The following is a 19,998-nucleotide window of genomic DNA, read 5'->3' as shown; positions in this document are numbered from 1 at the left end:
TTATCGCAGCCTGTACTTCTTAGAATACATTCATATTATGTCAAACACACTTCCGTATACCGTGAATATTATAAGAATGAAGTCATATAATCTAGGAGGGAATGTTTTATGCCTAAAAGCCGAATATATCAACAAATAATAACAATGAATCGTGAGATACATACTTATATGAGCCTGCTATGCTTAGTACCATGTGTCTATACAAGAAATGTCTTAATCAACCTCATAAATGATAGGCTTAACTATATCAATTCAATGATTTATAAATTAGATAATGAGGCTGGTATGTCAATAGCAGGTACAACTGTAACAAAGGGCATTCCTGACAGCACTTATTCTACCCAAAGCAGTACAAATAGCAGTGAAAGCGGAATCGAACAACTTACAAAAGGAATACAGCCAAGTGCCCTGTATAACATCAGCAGCATTCCGCCACAAAGTACCAATATTAATCAGTCAGTATTTACAGAAGAACAATTATCAAAATACGATGGTATAGACGGAAACCCCGCATATGTTGCTGTGAATGGTGTGATATATGATGTCACCAATAATGCCGCCTGGGCTGCAGCAACGCATTTCGGGCTTGTTGCCGGGCAGGATTTGACACAGGAATTTGCATCCTGCCATGCAGGTCAAAACATATTATCAAAACTAAATGCAGTAGGACGGTTAGTAAAATGAATAAAGAAGGCTTATCTTGTCCCGATTATCAAAGTAAAAGTCAAACTGCTAAAAGGCTTTTAAATGAAATAGACGAAAACATACGTAATGGGACTTTAACTAAGAGAAATCTAATTTGGCTAGAGCTGACCGGATGCTCAGGTAACATCATATCCCTCATAGATGGAACAAATCCTGATTATGAATATATGCTTACAAACATGGTAAACCTGCTTTTTAATAACAGCCTTATGTCGGACTGGGGTGAAGAAGCAATTGAAAAGCTTATGAACGCACCAGGAACAGATTATATACTTGCTGTGGAAGGTGCTGTTGCAACAAAAAACAATGGTTTATATAACATCATAGGAAGATGGAAAGGCAAACCTTTTACTGCGCTGGATGCGATAAGGCTATTAGGTGAAAAAGCTGCCTATGTAATCGCTGTCGGTGCATGTGCAACTCATGGGGGCGTCTCGTCTGCATACCCCAATCCATCACAAAGCGTAAGTATTCAGTCTCTTCTTAAACGAAGGGTCATAAAACTTCCCGGATGTCCATGCCATCCTGACTGGTTCTTAGGAACACTTGCACACATACTTCTATATGGCGAACCGGAGCTTGATGATGTGGACAGACCGATTCTGTTCTATGGTATCCGTATTCATGACAGATGCCCCAGAAGGTCTTTTTATGACCAGGGGATTTTTGCAACCAGACTGGGTGAGCAAACCTGTATGTACAAATTAGGTTGCCGTGGGCCGGTAACAAGAACCGACTGTCCTATACGGCTATGGAATAAATATGTGAACTGGCCTGTCAAGGACGACACTCCTTGCATCGGATGCTCACAGATTGGTTTTCCAGACAGGATGGAGCCTTTCATTAGCTATAATACGACAAGGAGAAGTGAATAAATGACACAAAGAATAATTATTAACCCTGTTACGAGGATAAGTGGTTTTTTGGAAATTGAGGTACAGGTTGAGAATAACATAGTTACTGAAGCCAGGACTAAAGGCTTCTTGTTCCGCGGATTTGAAAAAATGCTTTTAGGCAGGAGTCCCTTCGACGTTGTATATTTTACAGAAAGAATCTGCGGTATATGTTCTACAGCACACGCAACAGCTGCGGCACTTGTCCTCGAGGATGCACTTGGCTTCACTGTATCCGAACAGGGCAAGATTCTAAGAGATATATTACACGGTTGTGAATTCATACAAAATCACATAAGACATTTTTACCAGTATACAACCCCTGATTTTGTAAGACTCCCCGATATCCGCCCCCTCTACCCTGTTGAACATTCTGATTTCCGCCTTCCTGACAGTATAACCACAAGGATAGGCCAGCATTATTTTGAATCTCTGGAAATCAGCCGAAGCGCACATGAAATGCTGGCTGTCCTGGGAGGCAAAGTCCCCCATAACCATGGTATATTTATTGGTGGAATAACCACCCAGCCTACTACTGATAAAATCATCAAGATTAAGTCATTGCTTCAGAAGATAAACCAGTTCATAGTTGACAAAATGATGCCTGATGTCTATTCCATTGCGGAATATTATAAGGATTACTTCAGTATCGGAAAAGGCTATGGAAACCTTTTAAGTTACGGTATTTTCAATAATTATAAATCTCTTGGCACTTTATATGTCGATCCTCTTGTCTACTTTTCCGACGGAAGAACAGAAGGCTTCAACCCCGTTAATATTACTGAGGAAATTGATTATTCCTGGTTTTCAGGAGGTAAGAATACATATAAGCCCTTTGAAAATGGTAATATCACTGACAATATGAACAAAGCCGGCGCTTACACGTGGATCAAGGCCGCAAGGTATAAAAATCTACCTTTTGAGACTGGACCACTGGCAAGACAGTGGCTCAGTGGAGAATACAGACATGGTATATCCACAATGGACAGGACAGTTGCAAGAGCGTTGGAAGCGAAAAAGGCAGCTGAAGTTGTTGGAATCTTACTAGATAATGTAGTTCCCGGAATTTCACTGCAAAGTAAGTATGATGTTCCTGACAGCGCTCAAGGAAGTGGGCTGGTCGATACTACCAGAGGTTCTTTAGGGCACTGGCTTAAGTTAGAAAATAAGGTTGTGTCCTTTTACCAGATCATCACGCCCTCTGTATGGAACCTTTCACCACACGATAATGAAGGTCTTAACGGCGTAGCAGAACAGGCACTTATTGGTACAACCATTAAGGACACTGAAAACCCGTTGGAGCTGGGACGTATCATACGCTCCTTTGATCCTTGCGTATCCTGTGCGACCCATGTCTACTGTGAAGGGCGTGAAATAAAGTGTATTGAGGTAAACCCATGAAAATTATTGTTTTAGGTATAGGAAACCGGCTTTTAATGGATGACGGTATAGGCGTCTATGTTGTTGATGAGTTAAAGAAAAGAGATTCCACAAGTGTTATTACATATGTAATCGGAGAAACAGATATTGACTACTGTTTGGATGAGACGGAAGATGCAGATTATCTGTTCATTATAGATGCGGCCCAATCTGGGAATCCACCTGGACACATAATGGTATTCAAACTGGAAGAAATCGTGACCATGAATGATATAGGATTGACAATGCATAACCTTCATCTGTTTGATATGCTGGTATATTCAAAAAACAGACTTAAAGGTCTTATTATAGGAATAGAGCCTTATATGATAGATTATTGTTTGGGTTTAAGTATAGTTCTAACTACTAAGCTAAAAGAAATCACCGGTCATGTGAAGGATATTATTAGCCGCTCCTTACAAGAATACACATACTGATATATAATTTAATCATCTAAGAAATTACAATAATTTACCAGATGAATCTTCATAAATTCTTCACATATCTTTGATATCATTTTCAAAAAATGTCCTGGAGGTTCCTATGTCCAAAACAATAGCTATTGCAATTGTAATAATATCTGTTCTTTTAATTGCACTAGGAGGATTCTTTATCTTTGAACATTTTTACAGTAGTCATTCAACAGGGGATATAGCCCATACTTCTTCGGACACTTCATCTCAAGAAAAAATTTCTCCTGATAGTAAAGTCTTAGAAGATTCAAAAAATCTGAAAGATGAGAATACTCAGCCTCAAGCTTCAGAATCTGATAAGCAAAAGACATTCACCAAGGAAGACCTTGCAAAGTACAATGGTAAGGATGGTCAGCCATGCTATGTAGCACTTTACGGTGTGGTATATGACATAACCAATGTGAAAGGCTGGAAAAACGGTAGTCATGGTCATGGGATTCTTGGTGGTAAGGACTGGACCGCTGCTTTTGATAAGCTGGCCCCCAAAAGCCACAAGAACCCTGACTTTCTTAAAAAGCTGCCTGTTGTAGGAGTATATGTAGGAGAAAGATCAACAGAAATACCAAAACAATTAGATAAGCATTGATTGAAGATAATGGAGAAATTACTAAAGATTAGCTATTTTCTTGTACATTCATTTTCTGATGATATTTACTACAAACTTAACTGATAGGAATTATTTATATAAAAGCAGGGCTAAACCCTGCTTTTATATTTACGTATGCCAGGATGCATATATGTTATGGGAAATGCATCACCTATACTATTCAGGTTTATTGAATTTGTTATTAGGGTCAGGCGTATAATTGGATTTGAAATCTGTGTATTCTACGCTCTGCATCATGCCTCCGGCAGCATGATGTAGTTCGTGACAGTGCTGAACCCAATTGCCAGGATTATCTGCCTTAAAGGCAACCACATATTTCTCTCCCGGTTTCACTAATAGAGTATCCTTCATAATAGGTGCTCCACTGACAGTCTTACCGTTCTTGGACAATATCTGGAAGAAGTGTCCGTGAAGGTGCATAGGGTGATCAACCTCACTCTTGTTTTCATAGGCCATTTTTACCAAATCGCCGGTCTTTACCTTAAGAGCAGGTAACTCACTGAAAACTTTACCGTTTATTGTATATTGCTGTGTCTTTCCATCTGTCTTTATATTGAGCTCGGCATTGTAGTTTACTGTAAACTGTTGGTTCATTGAATACTTTCCTTCAGTAGGCGTTCCGTAATTAGCCAGATCAAAGGATGCATATTCAGCAACCATGGCTTCCTCCAGTGTATTTCCGCTTCCACCTTCCACATTTACGGGTATTCTGAGCTGTTCATTATAAGCATTGTCATCATGGGCATCTATCACAAAATTATCGTTTGAAGTCACTGTGAACTCTATATCATATCTTTCTCCGGGAGCAATATTAATTATTTTGTCCTTAATCAATCCTGCTCCATTTATGTCCTGTCCATCAGTACTCACTACCTTTATGTTCTGGCCCGGTATATGGATTCCATGGGAACGGTAGCCTGCATTGATGAATCTCAGCCTTACCATATCGCCCTTTTTCACATTCAAAGGTTTTATGAGATCTCCGGATTTACCGTTTACAGTATAAATATCATACATAAATGCCATCATTTCTTCTTCTGTCATCGGAGTACCGTCAGAAGTCATGTCCATACCCTCCATATGACCATCAGATTTCTCATTACTTCCTCCCATGCCCTCCATTTCTTCCATCCCACTTGGGTCACTCATCCACTCATCAAGTATAAGTGTAAAGTCCTTGTACTCTTTTATTTTTTCCTTAGGCTCGACTATCAACGCTCCATAAAGGCCTTTATCTACCTGAGATGAGCTTTCCTGATGTGAATGGTACCAGTATGTTCCTTCTACATCTGCTGAAAATTCATATACGAAGGTTTCTCCCGGTTTCACAGAGTCCTGGTTGATTCCCGGCACACCATCCATAGCCGATAAAAGCGGATATCCATGCCAATGTATAGTTACAGGTTCTTTTAGTTCATTCTTAAGTTCTACCTGTACAAAATCTCCCTGAGTTACCCTGATCTCTGTCCCGGGAACTGAGCCATCGTATGTCCATACGGGTATTTTTATTTCAGGTGCGATTTCTAAACTGCTTTCCTTAGCCACTATTGAAAACTTCTTAAGCGGTTGACCATCACGTGGTTTTACAACGTTTTTTGCGTAATCATGAGTGTTTTGATAAGTAATTTCAGATGATTTACCTGTAGCGGATGTATCTGTGCTTCCCTTCATATCCATACTTTTCTGCATCATCGGTGAATAGTTATTATACCAGGTCAGACCTGCTGCAGCTGCCACTATTACAGCTGTTATAGATAAAACCGCCAACATCCTGTTGCCCAAAGCCATACCCTCCTATTCCTATATAATTAATATAATATTAACACATACCAATGCTGAGGTAACGTGGATTTATTTGTTATCAAGATATAGCTAGGGCGAATCTACTGATTCGCCCTAGCTATATCTTTACCTTTTTTAAAAGGATTTTTTTACGTTGGCAGTGTCTACATCATGCTCATTCCCCCACTGCTCATGTTTCCACTACCTTGCTGCATATTGCCCATGCCCATCATTCCATTCATCATACCCATTCCACCCATATTATTCATATTTCCCTGCTGCATCTGCATGTTTCCACCCATGCCACCGTTCATCATACCTAATTGCTGTTGTATCTGAATCAACTGCTGCTGTATCTGGTTGATTTGCTGTTGCAGCATATCATTGTTGTTCATGTTCATATTACCTTGCATATTGCCCATCTGTGAATTCATATTCATACCATTCTGCATATTCATATTACCGTACATCCCCTGCTGATGCTGCTGGTGAACATTAGTTCCTTGTCCATTCATGTTCATGTTGCCATTTGATGAGATAAGACCCAGAACTGTAAAACTAATTAAAATTCCTGCCAAAGAAAACACCGCCAGTTTTATCCATCCATTGTTTGCCATAATACGACCTCCCATTTTTTCTTTTGATTCAGCTTTATTATCTGTTGCTTTAGCCTGTACTGCTATTTTGGCCTTTTCAGCCGTCTCGTACTTGGTTGTACCCCGATCCATCAGAAAACTGATGAATCGCCATAGTGCAAAGCCTGTACCCATGAAAAGAAGTATCAGCAAAACAACCATGTATAGACTACCTGCCGCCCCCAATAAATTCATATTCATCAATCCTCTCTTTGTCAAAGTATCGAATGCCCTGAGAGTATACTATCTTAATATCCATTATAAAAAATAACTATGACTTCCTTTAAACTTGATACACTATCAACTGTAGGTTAATAATCACTTCACCCATACGATTCCCAGTATTGCAGCTCCTCCTATTATCAAGGGTAAAAGAAAGAATACTATACCGGTCGTAAGAAAATTAAGCTTGAATACTATGTCTGATTGTCCCCGATGATGGCTGCTCATACTATTCATAGCACTCTTATTATCATCTATACTGAACAGATCATATATTGAAGCATTTGATACATGCATTTCTTTCATCATACCACCCATGTTCTTATCCATCATCGGGGCTTTATTCTCCTGTGGATGACTCCACTGAAATACAAGTGTCACCGCAATAAGCGCTATAAATATGAAAGTCAACCGCCAAAAGTTAATTTTCTTTTTATGGAACATTTTTCATCATTCCCTTCAGTCATGCATCTTACATTAATTGTTTTTTTAAACTTTTGACTATCAATTATCAACTGTAAACTGAACCTAGTCCCCCCTCTGTGCAGACCTGATTGCAAAACCTGCAATCACACACACCAGGATAATAGGTACTGCCATAGAAGAAGATAAAGCTATTACAGAGCTAAGAACTCCGTCATTCTCAATATTCATTGCCACGCCCATCATGGAACTGTCCATTGCGCTCATCATACCCGTCATGTACTTCATAACCTCATTTTCAGTAGGGCCGGGCTTCAACATTGAGATTATGACTCCGGAAGCAAGATAGAAGAAGAATGTTGCCAAAAACCATATGAATAGTTTGAACCAGGGTTTCTGCATCACAGCCTTTTCCTCCTAACCTTTTAAGTCTCGTTTACTGTCTTCTTTGGCCATATCAGGGCATGACATTATCATCGTTGTTATAAATGTAAACAGCTGATAGCCGCTTTTCCCAGACACAAACCATGCAAGAGGTTTCGTATCTTTTTTTATATTTCTGTATACTTCATAAACAATAGATATGAAAGTCATTATTACAAAAACTGCTGCTGCCATACGATGAACGTAATCAGCTGTTGTGTAATTGAAATTAAGTGGCCATCCGTATTTTGCCCCAATCATACTGAATCCGCTAAGTACAAGCAGTGACCATACTATCGCCCAAAGCCAGTGCATAATGAAATCAAAACGGATGTTCATTATGCTTCAGCTACTTTTTCTGTACCACAATCCGGACAGCATTTCCATTCGGCATTCATTTCTTTACCGCAGAATTTGCACTCTACCCTGTGTTTTGCGGCATCTTCTTTTTTCACCTTCTTTTGTACAGGAGTCTTCAAGAGGTTTGATATAAAACCCAAAATCCCAATTATCAAGGCTGTTACAAATATGATAAGTATTACATTAATCACACTGGCTGGACTTACATTTTCAAACAGTCCCCCGAATAAGCCGGCAGATATGGCTGTATGGTTCATCTGAGCGGTATCTGTATTGCTGCTGGTGTTATTTATATATGTCTGAACGGTATTTGATAGGATTATTGTCTGTTTTGTAAAATCATCACTAAGAAGGTTCAGTGCAGCCACACCCTCAGCAAGCTTGAATACACTCTGATGTATCTGGTTCATTCTATTCTTATCGTAAACTAGACCGTCTGTAGAAACGTAAGGATTGATATTGACAAGATTAGCTGCCTCGCTGACATATATATATGCCTGATTCAGTTTATTTTTGTTTTGTACAGTCTGATTATACTGATTTGAGTAATACTGAACCAGATTTTGAATACCAGAGCTTGCATTTTCTGCCTGGTAGGTCAGTTCATTATTCAATTGCTCCAATAATGCCATCCCTACAGAAATTTTATATAATCCAGAATGCAATTTTTCCATCTTATTAGGATCGTATGCTGTCCCCATATTCTTCATTGTAGTATTTGGAGACACCGCACCTGAAGGAGCAGCATTATCTTTTTTGGAATTACCCGCCTGCATATCTGAGGTATCCTCAGAATTTCCCTTATCTGGGGCATAAGGGTCAACTGTCATTAACTCCAGTGCTTCCTTGAGCACTGCTGTCGATTTATTGAGTTTCTCTTTATTCAGTAATATCACGTTTGCCTGATTCAGACCCACATGATTATTTAAGGATTGCTGATCGCCGGAACTATTCTGATTATGCTTGGAGCTGTCCTGCTGAATCCCCTGCATGTTTTGATGAGCGCTTGAAGCCGGATTAGTCTTGTCTGTCGATTCAACTGCGGTCGTGTTCTGTGTCCCTGACATATCCATAGCAGAATGATCCGTGTAAAGAAAACTGTATCCAATATAGCCAAGACCACCTATTATAATGGTTATTAGAAATAATACTAAGAACCCTTTTAAGAACTTCATTTTTACACCCCTTTGCCTATTTGTTGACAATTCCTTTCCTCTTTTCTGTCTGAACCTTTACCTTGATTGCCTATTGCTATCTCATCATATGGTGAACTGATACACCGGCTACACCCAATACCACTACTACAGCTATAACAACAAGAATTAATATCGTTTTTTTACTCACATTTTTCACCCTCTCACATAGAATTTTAGTTATTATCCTGATAAAACTATCTTATTTGAATGGTGTGAAGATTTTATGAAGATTTGATACTTTTTCCGGATTTTTTATGACAACTTGCTTTTCCTTAGCTCTCACTTCAGAATAGGCTATTTTACAGAGATTTTTTAAAGATAAAAAATAGAACCACCCTATGCGGATAGTTCTAAGTCTTCACATTAGCCCTTTTTCCAATTTCCGAACAATTCCTTGCTCTGTTCAAGGAACTCCTTAGATATTGTGATAGTGGAAGCATCTTCAGTTTTGTTTTCTTTCATTACTGGTACAGGGTTACAACCACCTCTTACTACCTCTACGTCATCAACGCCAAACCTATTCCCACAGTTCTGGCAAACAAGCTCACTGCCTTCCTGAACATAATAGCCTCTACCTGAATCGTAACATACCTGACATGTATTCAATGCGGTTCTTATAGTACCGTCTGATGCTTTTAACGCTACTACCTCCATATTAGTTTTGCCAACTTTATATGGGTAGAATTTTGCTGTTTCTGAAATCTCACTTTTTGTTATTACCAAATCCCCACCACTTGCAGAAGTGCTTTCTTTTTCATTTGATGAACCACTGCATGCAGCCAGACCAGTAACAAATATAACCGCAACACCTAAAATAACAAAAATACTTTTCTTTATTTTTTTTGTGTTTGCCATAGTTTTCACTCCTGTTTTTAAACTTTTGTTTGATTGTAACAGGAAGTTGTGAAGATTTTATGAAGAAAGCAAAATAAGACCTGGCCGCAAACGCCAGGTCTTATAAGAAATCTTAGTGCATTCCCATTCCGCCCATCATACCCATACCACCTTGCATGTTTCCGCTCATACCACCTTGCATACCCATCATGTCATGCATCATCATACCGCCGCCCATGCTTCCATTCATGTTCATACCACCTTGCATATTCATGCCACCATTCATGTTCATACCATCCTGCATATTCATGCCACCCTGCATATACATTCCATTATGCTGACTCATCTGCATTCCGTTCATCTGGTATCCATACCCCATATTCATCTGTCCATTGCTATACCCGCTAAACAGGCTTAAACCCCAGAGAATTCCAAAGCTTATAACAATACCAGCAAGTGATACAACCGCCAATTTTATCCATGAATTATTAAACATGCTATTTCCCTCCTTACTAAATATTTTGGTTATTTGCTTCTTTACCACAGTATGGACATACCTTCCAGTCATTTTCAAGTTCTTTACCGCATGTACTGCATTTCTCTTTGATCACAGCCGTTTTCTTTCCAGTGAAAGTACCTTTGATTTTTTCAACATCTTCAGCTGTAAACATATAATTCTTAATCGCCATTGCTATTCCTGCAATCAGTCCCACAATGAAAAGTACGAAAAGTATTTTTATTAGTGATAACAGCAAGAATGAAATCGTACCTGTCAAACCTAAACCATAACCCATATATAAATGCCCCCCATCATGGTTTCCACTGAAACCGATTCTAAATCCAGAACCTGTACCGTTTATTAATACAAGTATCAACCATAGTCCGATGATTACTGCCAGCAAGACACCAATAAGCTTAATGATCGGATTTTTAGCTGTCATAATTCTTTCACCCCCTTTTTTATTATGCAAATATAATAAGCAAAAACCATGCCAACCCTATATCAATGAAATAAACTGTGGATATATTGTGTTTTCATACAAGGCAAGTATAAAACTGTGCAAAATCCAACACCTGTCTGTATGAATTAGTACACCTGCATCAAAAACGCTCAAGTTATATAAATACGAAAAAATCAAATAAAAACAATACTGCTATCACTTGTTTAGTTCAAATTTATCCATCCGGTATATCAATGCATGTCGTGATATACCGAGTAGTTTTGCCGCCCGGGTCTGGTTCCACTCAGCCTTTTCAAGAGCCTGTCTTACAAAGCTTTCCTCAACTTCCTCAAGAGAAATTCCTTTGTCAGGGAGTATAAACAAATCTTTTTTATTTGCAAAAGATTCCTTTACCACATCCTTAGGTAGTACCGATGCAGTAATTTTGCCTTCAGCCGATAATATTACCGATCTTTCGATTATGTTTTCAAGCTCCCTGATATTGCCTGGATAATCATATCCTTTGAGTATATCCAGGGCATTTTTATCAATCCTTATACTCCCTTTATTCATCTCCACAGCATACTTTTCAATAAAAAAATTTATCAGAAACTCCAGGTCTTCCTTTCGTTTTCTTAGTGGAGGTATCTCTATGGGTATTACCTTTAACCTATATAAGAGGTCTTCTCTGAATCTACCTTCTTCCACCATCTTTTCAAGATCTCTGTTAGTTGCTGTGACTATCCTTACATCAGATTTAATAACCTCAGTTCCGCCTATTCTTTCATATTCATGTTCCTGAAGTACCCTAAGAAGCTTTACCTGTAGCGAGAGGCTCAATTCCCCTATTTCATCCAAAAAAAGTGTTCCCCCTTGAGCCCTGTCAAATCTACCGAGTTTTCTGTTCTGAGCTCCTGTAAACGCACCTTTTTCATATCCAAACAACTCACTCTCTATAAGGTTTTCCGGTATAGCACCACAATTGACTTTTATATAGGGCTTATTTTTCCTCAAACTTTTATTGTGAACGGCACTTGCAATAAGTTCCTTTCCCGTACCGCTCTCTCCAGTAATAAGAATAGTTGCAGACGTATCTGCCACCCTGTCTATGACTTCAAATATTTCTCTCATACTTTTACTGCTGCCTATGATCCGGTCATCATACCTTTCAGCAAACTGTAATCTTAAGCTGTCGATCTCATTGCAGAGCTCCTCAATTTTCAGAGCTCTTCCTATTGCAATTTTCAACTCCTCTATATCAAATGGTTTGGGCAAATAATCCAGTGCCCCAAGTTTTAAGGCTTCTACAGCAGCATCTGTACTGCCGTGTGCAGTTAACATTATAACTGGTATAGTATCGTTTATGGTCTTTATTCTTCTCAATGCTTCCATACCATCTATCACAGGCATTCTAAAATCAAGCAGAACCATATCCGGCTCTCTGTCTATGAACAGATTGAAAGCTTCTTCACCATTCACAGCTTCGATCACTTCAAAGCCCTCTTCCTTAAGGTTTTTTGACAGTATCCATCTCATATTCCTTTCATCGTCAGCAATCAATATCTTTTTCATAAACTGCTAAGATACCTCCTTTAGTTGAGGCAGAACAATCTCAAAGGTAGTTCCCTGTCCTCTCTTGCTAATGACATTTATCTTCCCGCCATGTTCTTCCACTATTCTATGGACTATCGAAAGTCCAAGCCCTGTACCATCATCCTTTGTTGTAAAAAACGGATTGAATATTTTACTGATATCTCCGTCAGTAATTCCTGTACCGGTATCTTTAAAGCTAATACCGACTGCTTTATCCAAATCCTCTTTTATGCAAACTGAAAGTTTGCCCCCGCCATTCATGGCTTGTACAGCATTAAATATTATATTTATAAATGCTTGCTTTAGTTGCTCCTTGTCACCAATTACATCTGCACTGCATACTTCTTCAAAAATCAATTCAACCTTGTGTTGTTCCATGTACTTTGAAGTGACGGTAAACACTTCTTTCAATATACTACTGATTGAGAGAGACATTTTTTTGTTTCCTCCCGGTCTTCCAAACTCCATTAGCGCCTTGACAATCCTGTTTGCCCTTTCAATTTCCTCATCTATGATTTCAAGTTCATTTACAACCTCAAGATTTGTACTCAACTCATTTTTCATTGTCTGTCCTATAGCTTTTATGATTCCTAACGGATTTCTTATCTCATGAGCAATGCCGCTTGACAGTTCTCCTAAAGCCGCTAATTTATCATTCCTTTGCACATGCTGCTGCAGTCTTTTTACTTCAGTTACATCTTCTAGGATAATTACAAGCCCCTTTTTTGTTTCTTCAAATATCAAGGGATACAGGCTTATTTTTATAGTTCTTACAGTATTATCATCTTTCATAATCAATTCAAGGTTATCATATGCAATACCTTTTCTTACTGAATCATATATCCTTTCATTCACTTCCTTGCAGCACGAAAAAGCATCGGAGAAATTCTGCCCTATACAATTATCTCCAACCTTAAGTATATTCTTTGCCCCTTTGTTTATCATCGTAATGAGAAGATCGTTATTTACAGCAACAACACCGCTTTTTATGCTCTCAATAATACCACTTGTATAGTTTTCAAGAAGGATATACCGTTTTAGTTCATCGTCAAGTCTCTTAAGACTCATGTTTTCCTTTTCAACGAGAATGCCTGTAATAATACCGATAGCAAAAAACAAAACTATATCTAGTAAATCATTTATGGCCTCCCACCCGAAGCCTCCAAAAGAAAGCAGTAAAAATGGAGAATATATTATCCCCACTAAAAGTGATACGGTTACCCCTCCTCTAAAGCCAAAGACAAATGCCGCAAGTATAATTGGTATATAGTATAGGAGCCTGTAAAAGCCATGGACCGGAGAATCGGGTAAACCCACAAAATAATGCAAAACACTTATCAGTACGACCATCATTGTAATAACAATTTTATACTTTATTCGCTTCTTCATCTTCCTCCACTTCCGTCTGTTGGCTCTTCGCAATAAGGGCAATACTTCCAGGATGTTTCAACTTTTTCTCCACATTTTTCACATTTCTTCTTTAGAGTTTCCTTACATATAGGACATACATTGAAATCCTCTTTGACTGGATTATGACAATTTGAACACCTTTTGGTTGTGTCTGAGGTTGCCTTAAAGATATTCTCTCCTTTGGTTATAAAAAAGTAATATATCGTTACAGCTATCATCAATAAAAAAAATAGAGTCATTTCACTTCACCTCTTTTGTATTTACGTTTGCCCCACAGTACGGGCAGACCCTCCAACGCTCATCTTGTATCTCCTTGCTGCATTTTGGGCACCTTGTACTGCTCCTTCCAGGCTTTATCAGACCGTATACCAGTATCCCTGAAGTCAGGATCACTATAATGACAATGAAGCGCGAGTCTACAAAGTAGTTATAATTGTTATACATTCTCCAGTGCATTCCCATACCCAACCGATTTTTATATAGCATCAGAAATGGAGCAATGAAATGGTTATATATCAATAAAAACCCCAGCACGCCTAGTAGCCATAACATGATTTTTTTATTTTTCATGTCTATCCCCCCATATTAGTTTTACATAATAAACAAGCAAGAATTATGCCAAGGATAACGGTGGTTAACACTTTTTTTGTTTATGTAACTGAACGGACTTTTCTAAGCAAAAAAATAAGAGCTAATTAAGATAGCTCTATTTTAAAGTATATTTATGAAGATTTTATGGAGATTGGGTATTACACTAAACCTCACCTATAAACATCAAAATATTGGGATATCAATTCTTTTGTTTTGTCTTTATCACTAGCAAAATAATACGTTTTATCCTTTTTATATATATCTTCTCCCGGCAGTATAAAAGTTTTTGCCTTTTCATAATTAATATTAGCCAGCTTAGACGCAATAATCGCTATATCTGATACCCCTATATTGGTTTTGATTTCCTTCAGGACAACATCAGCAACCTTAGTAAGTTTAGTAATATATCTTATTTTCATTTTTTGACGAACTATTTCTTTTATAAAATAATGTTGTGCATTTATCCTTTTCAGATCACTTCCGTCATAATACTTTGCTGTTTTTTCATCATAAATGTTTGATTTTCTGAATCGGACAAACTGCTCTGCTTTTTTCCCGTCTAACCTGTTCCACCCCTTCTTCAAATTTATATGCAGACCTTGCTTTTTGTCGTCATACTTCATATCAACAGGCACCTCAATATCTATTCCGTCCAGTATATCTATAACTTTCCGGAATAAAGCTGTATTGATTACTGCATAATAATCAATTTCTGCACCTAATAAACTCTTTACAGTTTCGACGGTTTTGTCTATTCCTTTAGCAGAGTATACTGAATTTATTTTTGTTATACTGCTTTTTGTATTTGTGATTCTGCTGTCTCTCGGAATAGAAAGTATATTCAATGTACCGGTGTCCGTATTAAGATTGACCAGCATTATTGTATCTGTATTTCCTGAAGTACTATCGCAGCCTAATACCAGCAAATTCAATGATTGCTTTACTCTTTTGTTTATCTCATCCGAACCGTTTATTGAAGCGTTATCATCCTGCAGGTTTACAGCTGCTTCTTCACCTTCTGCAGCATTTACAATCACACCGCTAAAGGGCATGTTTGAGTTAAAATACAGACTGCAGACTAAAGCTACTAAAAATATGCAAATTAATATTGATATGATCAAAAAAATTGATTTACGTTTCATAAAATTTTCCTCATAATGATTTCTCGATTTTTTTGTAATTTTTAAAGTAGATTTTGTTATTGTTATATGAAGAAAACACTGATAAACCATTATCTTTTTGAACTGAAGTATTTTAACACGGCTTCAGAAATAGTTTTAGCCAGCCTGGTCTGTTCCTTTTCATCGGTCAGCCATTCAAACTCATAGGGATTTGGTACAAATCCGCTTTCAATCAGAATTGACGGAGTCCATGTACCGCGTGTGACATAAAAATTTCTTCTGTTTGTACCATGTTTATTGCGATCCAAGCTTTCAATCGTACGGCTATATACTGCTTCAGCCAAATTCTTCGAGTGTACTCCACGATAAAAGACTGAAAATCCGAATATTTTGGATATATCTACATTATCGTTCATACTGTTTGCATGTATTGATATAAACATATCCGGCTTTTCATTTCGTGATGCTGCAAGGCGTTCTTCAAGAGATATTGTTTTGTCTGTTACTCTTGTCATAACAACTTTCGCTCCAAGCTTTTTAAGCTCAGTTTGCAGCTTCAGTGCCGTTTTTAAGTTTATAGTCTTCTCTGCATAACTCAAGCCCAACGGACCTGTTGCACCTGCCTCGCTGCCTCCATGTCCGGGATCGAGCATTATGGTAATACCTGTGAGAGGGGTCTTTCCCTTTTTGACATTTACAATTCTTTTTATATACAATGTCACTCCGGAGGACGTTTTCTCAACATAATACCCCTCAATACTCTGGTTTTTCTTTAATGACAAAGTATATTGAATACTACTGCCATCCTTAGACACCTCTACAGATGATAAAAGTGAATTTTTGGGCAACACAGGGATTGGTGCCGCGGATGTTCTTGAGATATTCATTTTTATTGCCTCTCCATCAAAGGATGCGATTGCCGCTACTGGATAAGATAAGTCAATTTTTATGCTGTCCCACTTCTCCCCAGCTTTATAAACCGCCCTTTTTATCACAGGACGTATTTGCTGTTTTGATGCATATATTTTTACATTACTCTTTTTTACCCACTGTCCAAATGACAGACGTACATAACTGCCTGTCATTCCCGTTACATAGTCCACCATTCCGTTATAAAGCTCAAAATCTGCACCGTTAGCTGAAGATGGACTTTCATAACTATCTACGACCCTATTGATGATTTGGGCATAGAACGGAGAATCTTTCATAATAACTCCTACTTTTGCAGGCGCAGAGCGCTTTTTCTCCGTACCCATATATTTCATTGTATAAACAGGTGTTCCAAGGTCAATATTCCGTGGAGTTCCTTTAAATGCCGGTACTATATATTCATAAGTATAGGTAGTGGGATAAGCTTCCAGACCGGCTGGAGCTGTAACCGAAGGTGTCATCTTATAGCTCCTGTCCCCTATGTCCACAGTAACTTCAGAACCTACAGGCGCCTGACATGAAAAGGTTATTTTCTCGCCTTCAGTTCGGTATTCCTGAGTCTGTGGAAAAACGGAAGAAGTAGGAATATCTATAGTATCCATCTTTTTTGGTTCAGATGATCCGGCTTCCCTGAATATGACCCGTGTATCGTATGAACCTTCCTGTGAGAAAGCAAATGTGTTCTGTCCTTTTTCAAGCGGCACAAGAATTCCGAAGTAGCCCCGATTTGAACGTTCCTCTATAAGTCTACCATTTAGATACAGCGGTTTACCTGGATCGGATGAACCATTCAGATAAAACTTTTCAAAGCGTGTACGTATATTTTCCGAAGGACGCGTCATATTAACCGGTATTTTGGCAACAACTCCGTCACGCTGCTCATATATAGCTTTTATAACTGCCCTCAAAGAAGGATTTTTTGTCAGAGCTCTATAATTAAAAAACATACTTCCTTTTACTTCTGGGGTTTCTGAATTAAGTCTGAGTTGTCTTGCTATTTCATTTACTCCATACCATGGACTTGACGGATCAGAATTTCCGGCGCGGTAAGCAGCCTGCCCGATATACAGGTCAACTGCCGTATCCTTCACCGTATTTTTCCACCATGATACCAGCTTGCTGTAATCTGCTACAGAATACCCTATATTCCAATACAGCTGAGGTGTGATATAGTCAATCAAACCATCCTTTACCCACTTCCGTGTATCGGCATATTGGTCATAATATGACTGCATCCCTTTTGTATCACTTCCTAAAGAATTCTTGCTTTTATTTGCCCATATACCAAAGGGGCTGATACCGAAACGGACATTTTTACCGGTGTCTCTTATTGAACTTGACAAATCACTGATAAGTGAGTCTACATTTGCTCTTCTCCAGTCGTCAATACTTTTATATTCTTTCCCATATTTCTCATATGCTGCCTTGTCATCGAAATTTTTACCCGGATAAAAATAATCATCGAAATGAATTCCATCTGCATCATAGTTTTCTATTATTTCCATAACACCATCTATTATAAGCTTTCTGACTTCCGGAATACCCGGATTGAAATATAGGTTTCCATCAGAATACTTCACGGTATATTCAGGGTTATTTACAGCAGGGTGTGAAAAATACAAATCAGAAACACCTGATACAGGTTCTTTAGTTATCCTGTAAGGATTTACCCATGCGTGCAATTCCATTCCTCTATTGTGTGCTTCACTAATCCAAAACTCAAGAGGATCAAAACCTTCATCAGGCATCAGTCCCTGACTACCGGTCAAATACTTTGACCACGGAAAATACTTGGATTTATATAAAGCATCAGAAGCAGGACGGACCTGCAGGATAATTGCGTTCATACCCATATCTTCTGCGTCTTCAAGTATTTTTACAGCTTCACTTCTTAGTATTTCCGGATCGGTTGCAGGCTTTGACGGATAATCCATATTTAGTACAGTTGCTACCCACAAACCGCGAAAATCTCTTTTTGTAATACTTCTTACAGCACCAGAGACCATTATTACAGGTAGTATTAATGAAAGAATCAAAAGTAAGGCTGTGGTTTTAAGTATCTTTTTCATATCAGGCTCCAATTTTATTTTTTTAGTAAATGAGTACAAAAAAAGCGGTCTGCTCTGTAAAGAGCTTCCCACCCCAGAAGCAACCAATCTTGAAAGCAGTTTTATCTGCCCAACCGTAATAGAATATTTAGCTTAAGTAAATTATATCACCGTAATAATTGAATAATCAATATATTAACCGAATTGTAAAAAAACTGTATTATTTTTATATTATTGATTCAAAACCCTTCTTGCAGTCATATATGATTTCAGATAATAAGCATCCGACAGACTGGTAATTGTGACATTATACCTGGGTGAAGCAGCATGAATGAATTTGCCGTCCCCTATGTATATTCCAACGTGATTAATGTTGGTACCTGTACCGTTAGTATCGAAAAATACCAGATCACCCATTAACAGCTTATCCTTTTCGACAGTGATACCTTGGTTTGCTTGACTGGCAGCCGTTCTCTCCATATTGATATTAAAGCTTGCAAATACATATTTGACAAAACCTGAGCAGTCAAAGCCTTCTTCTGGTGTATTCCCTCCATACTTATATTTTGCATTTAAGAGAGTTGATGCATATTCTATAACTTTCTGTCCTAGCGGCTTTGAATCTGTCTGTTCCTCCTGTGGAATCGTATCGGTTTGTATACTTGACGGTGTAACAATAATTTGCTGGACAGATGCTTGCAAATCCACTGGTGAAACGGCTATAACATCGTTCTGTTGAACTGAAGGTGCTTCTTTTATCTGAAGGTCTAAAGGCTCTTCATCTTTTATTTTTGTATTGTCCGGCCTTTCATCATTGCCACGGGATACCGGTATTTCTGCTTCTCTGGCTTTCATTGCTTTGTCTATTTTTATGTAATCACCATAAACCCAACCTTTTAAGTCATCTGAAGTTTTGATACTGTACCATTTCTTTGATGAATCAAGTATATAAAATGTATCACCTTTTTTTAACTTTCTGATAACTTCTGATGCAGTATCAGGTTTTTTCCTCAGCATTAGTACTTTTACATCCACTTTGCCGGTAGCTTGCACAGTTTCCGAAATTCCGGGAGTTTCAGTAATTTTCAGATAATCACTGCTTATCCAGCCTTCTTTTTTCTTATACATTACCTTGTGCCAGCCTTTTGAACTGTCAATTATATTAACTTTCTCTCCATATGTAATTTTTACAATAATCTTTGAAGAAGTATTCGGGGATTGTCTTAGATTTACGACTTTACCGGTAATTGTTCCGGTTTTGCAAATAGAACTGTTGTCAGCAAAAACAACCGCTGTAGAAAACAAAGTGCTTAGAATCAGTATCAAAGTACAAAAAAATACTTTTTTTCCTTTGTATTTCATTATTTTACCCCCTCATTTTCCCATTTGCTT

21 protein-coding genes and 1 other annotated feature are annotated in these 19,998 nt (G+C 38.2%); of the genes, 5 read left to right on the top strand and 16 right to left on the bottom strand.

Going from position 1 to position 19,998, the window contains the following annotated elements:
- Positions 1-108: 108 nt before the first annotated feature.
- The 5 genes from N3I35_17380 (at position 109) to N3I35_17360 (ending at position 4,076) form a co-directional block, all read left to right on the top strand.
- Positions 109-684 carry a cytochrome B5 gene (locus N3I35_17380; GenBank protein ID MCX8131855.1) on the top strand — a complete coding sequence of 192 codons (576 nt, stop codon included), beginning with the start codon at positions 109-111 and terminating at the stop codon, positions 682-684.
- A complete protein-coding gene (locus N3I35_17375; protein ID MCX8131854.1) occupies positions 681-1,580 on the top strand; it encodes a hydrogenase small subunit in 900 nt (299 codons plus the stop codon). The genes N3I35_17380 and N3I35_17375 overlap by 4 nt, the downstream gene beginning before the upstream one ends.
- Complete coding sequence (locus N3I35_17370) at positions 1,581-2,999, top strand: nickel-dependent hydrogenase large subunit (protein ID MCX8131853.1); 1,419 nt, start codon at positions 1,581-1,583, stop codon at positions 2,997-2,999.
- Positions 2,996-3,454 (top strand): hydrogenase maturation protease, encoded by a 459-nt coding sequence (locus N3I35_17365; protein ID MCX8131852.1) that lies wholly within the window; start codon positions 2,996-2,998, stop codon positions 3,452-3,454. The genes N3I35_17370 and N3I35_17365 overlap by 4 nt, the downstream gene beginning before the upstream one ends.
- Positions 3,455-3,560: 106 nt before the next feature.
- Positions 3,561-4,076 carry a hypothetical protein gene (locus N3I35_17360; protein MCX8131851.1) on the top strand — a complete coding sequence of 172 codons (516 nt, stop codon included), beginning with the start codon at positions 3,561-3,563 and terminating at the stop codon, positions 4,074-4,076.
- Between the two features lie 177 nt (positions 4,077-4,253).
- On the opposite strand, the gene N3I35_17355 is transcribed toward N3I35_17360, so the two are convergent.
- From N3I35_17355 to N3I35_17280, 16 genes are all read right to left on the bottom strand, one after another.
- On the bottom strand, positions 4,254-5,879 hold the full coding sequence (locus tag N3I35_17355; GenBank protein ID MCX8131850.1) for a multicopper oxidase family protein: 1,626 nt from the start codon (positions 5,877-5,879) through the stop codon (positions 4,254-4,256).
- 164 nt (positions 5,880-6,043) lie between these two features.
- Positions 6,044-6,709, bottom strand: coding sequence for a hypothetical protein (locus N3I35_17350; GenBank protein MCX8131849.1), 666 nt, complete (start codon positions 6,707-6,709; stop codon positions 6,044-6,046).
- 123 nt (positions 6,710-6,832) lie between these two features.
- Entirely contained in the window at positions 6,833-7,069 is a 237-nt protein-coding gene (locus N3I35_17345) for a hypothetical protein (protein MCX8131848.1), read from the bottom strand.
- 195 nt (positions 7,070-7,264) lie between these two features.
- The gene (locus tag N3I35_17340; GenBank protein MCX8131847.1) at positions 7,265-7,564 is read right to left on the bottom strand and encodes a hypothetical protein; all 300 of its coding nucleotides are present in this window, start codon (positions 7,562-7,564) and stop codon (positions 7,265-7,267) included.
- 12 nt (positions 7,565-7,576) lie between these two features.
- Positions 7,577-7,921 carry a hypothetical protein gene (locus tag N3I35_17335; GenBank protein MCX8131846.1) on the bottom strand — a complete coding sequence of 115 codons (345 nt, stop codon included), beginning with the start codon at positions 7,919-7,921 and terminating at the stop codon, positions 7,577-7,579.
- On the bottom strand, positions 7,921-9,117 hold the full coding sequence (locus tag N3I35_17330; protein MCX8131845.1) for a hypothetical protein: 1,197 nt from the start codon (positions 9,115-9,117) through the stop codon (positions 7,921-7,923). The genes N3I35_17335 and N3I35_17330 overlap by 1 nt, the downstream gene beginning before the upstream one ends.
- A gap of 384 nt (positions 9,118-9,501) precedes the next feature.
- A complete protein-coding gene (locus N3I35_17325) occupies positions 9,502-9,993 on the bottom strand; it encodes a DUF2318 domain-containing protein (GenBank protein MCX8131844.1) in 492 nt (163 codons plus the stop codon).
- Between the two features lie 112 nt (positions 9,994-10,105).
- Positions 10,106-10,468 (bottom strand): hypothetical protein, encoded by a 363-nt coding sequence (locus N3I35_17320; GenBank protein ID MCX8131843.1) that lies wholly within the window; start codon positions 10,466-10,468, stop codon positions 10,106-10,108.
- 16 nt (positions 10,469-10,484) lie between these two features.
- Entirely contained in the window at positions 10,485-10,913 is a 429-nt protein-coding gene (locus tag N3I35_17315) for a zinc ribbon domain-containing protein (protein MCX8131842.1), read from the bottom strand.
- 216 nt (positions 10,914-11,129) lie between these two features.
- A complete protein-coding gene (locus N3I35_17310; GenBank protein MCX8131841.1) occupies positions 11,130-12,485 on the bottom strand; it encodes a sigma-54 dependent transcriptional regulator in 1,356 nt (451 codons plus the stop codon).
- A 6-nt stretch (positions 12,486-12,491) separates the two neighbouring features.
- Positions 12,492-13,895: an ATP-binding protein gene (locus N3I35_17305; GenBank protein MCX8131840.1), complete on the bottom strand. Its 1,404-nt coding sequence runs from the start codon at positions 13,893-13,895 to the stop codon at positions 12,492-12,494.
- Positions 13,892-14,155 carry a zinc ribbon domain-containing protein gene (locus N3I35_17300; protein MCX8131839.1) on the bottom strand — a complete coding sequence of 88 codons (264 nt, stop codon included), beginning with the start codon at positions 14,153-14,155 and terminating at the stop codon, positions 13,892-13,894. The genes N3I35_17305 and N3I35_17300 overlap by 4 nt, the downstream gene beginning before the upstream one ends.
- 1 nt (position 14,156) lies before the next feature.
- Complete coding sequence (locus tag N3I35_17295; GenBank protein ID MCX8131838.1) at positions 14,157-14,486, bottom strand: zinc ribbon domain-containing protein; 330 nt, start codon at positions 14,484-14,486, stop codon at positions 14,157-14,159.
- A gap of 191 nt (positions 14,487-14,677) precedes the next feature.
- Entirely contained in the window at positions 14,678-15,649 is a 972-nt protein-coding gene (locus N3I35_17290) for an LCP family protein (protein MCX8131837.1), read from the bottom strand.
- 89 nt (positions 15,650-15,738) lie between these two features.
- Entirely contained in the window at positions 15,739-18,627 is a 2,889-nt protein-coding gene (locus N3I35_17285; GenBank protein MCX8131836.1) for a family 10 glycosylhydrolase, read from the bottom strand.
- A gap of 62 nt (positions 18,628-18,689) precedes the next feature.
- Positions 18,690-18,742, bottom strand: a sequence feature (sodium ion sensor (DUF1646 type); this cis-regulatory element may regulate processes involved in with the transportation of sodium ions).
- A gap of 95 nt (positions 18,743-18,837) precedes the next feature.
- Entirely contained in the window at positions 18,838-19,968 is a 1,131-nt protein-coding gene (locus N3I35_17280) for an SH3 domain-containing protein (GenBank protein ID MCX8131835.1), read from the bottom strand.
- Positions 19,969-19,998 lie beyond the last annotated feature (30 nt).

The organism is Clostridia bacterium (genome assembly GCA_026414765.1).
GTDB lineage: Bacteria > Bacillota > Clostridia > Acetivibrionales > DSM-27016 > SKW86.
Note: the sequence above shows the minus strand (reverse complement) of the source record. Positions and strands in the feature narration are given on the sequence as shown.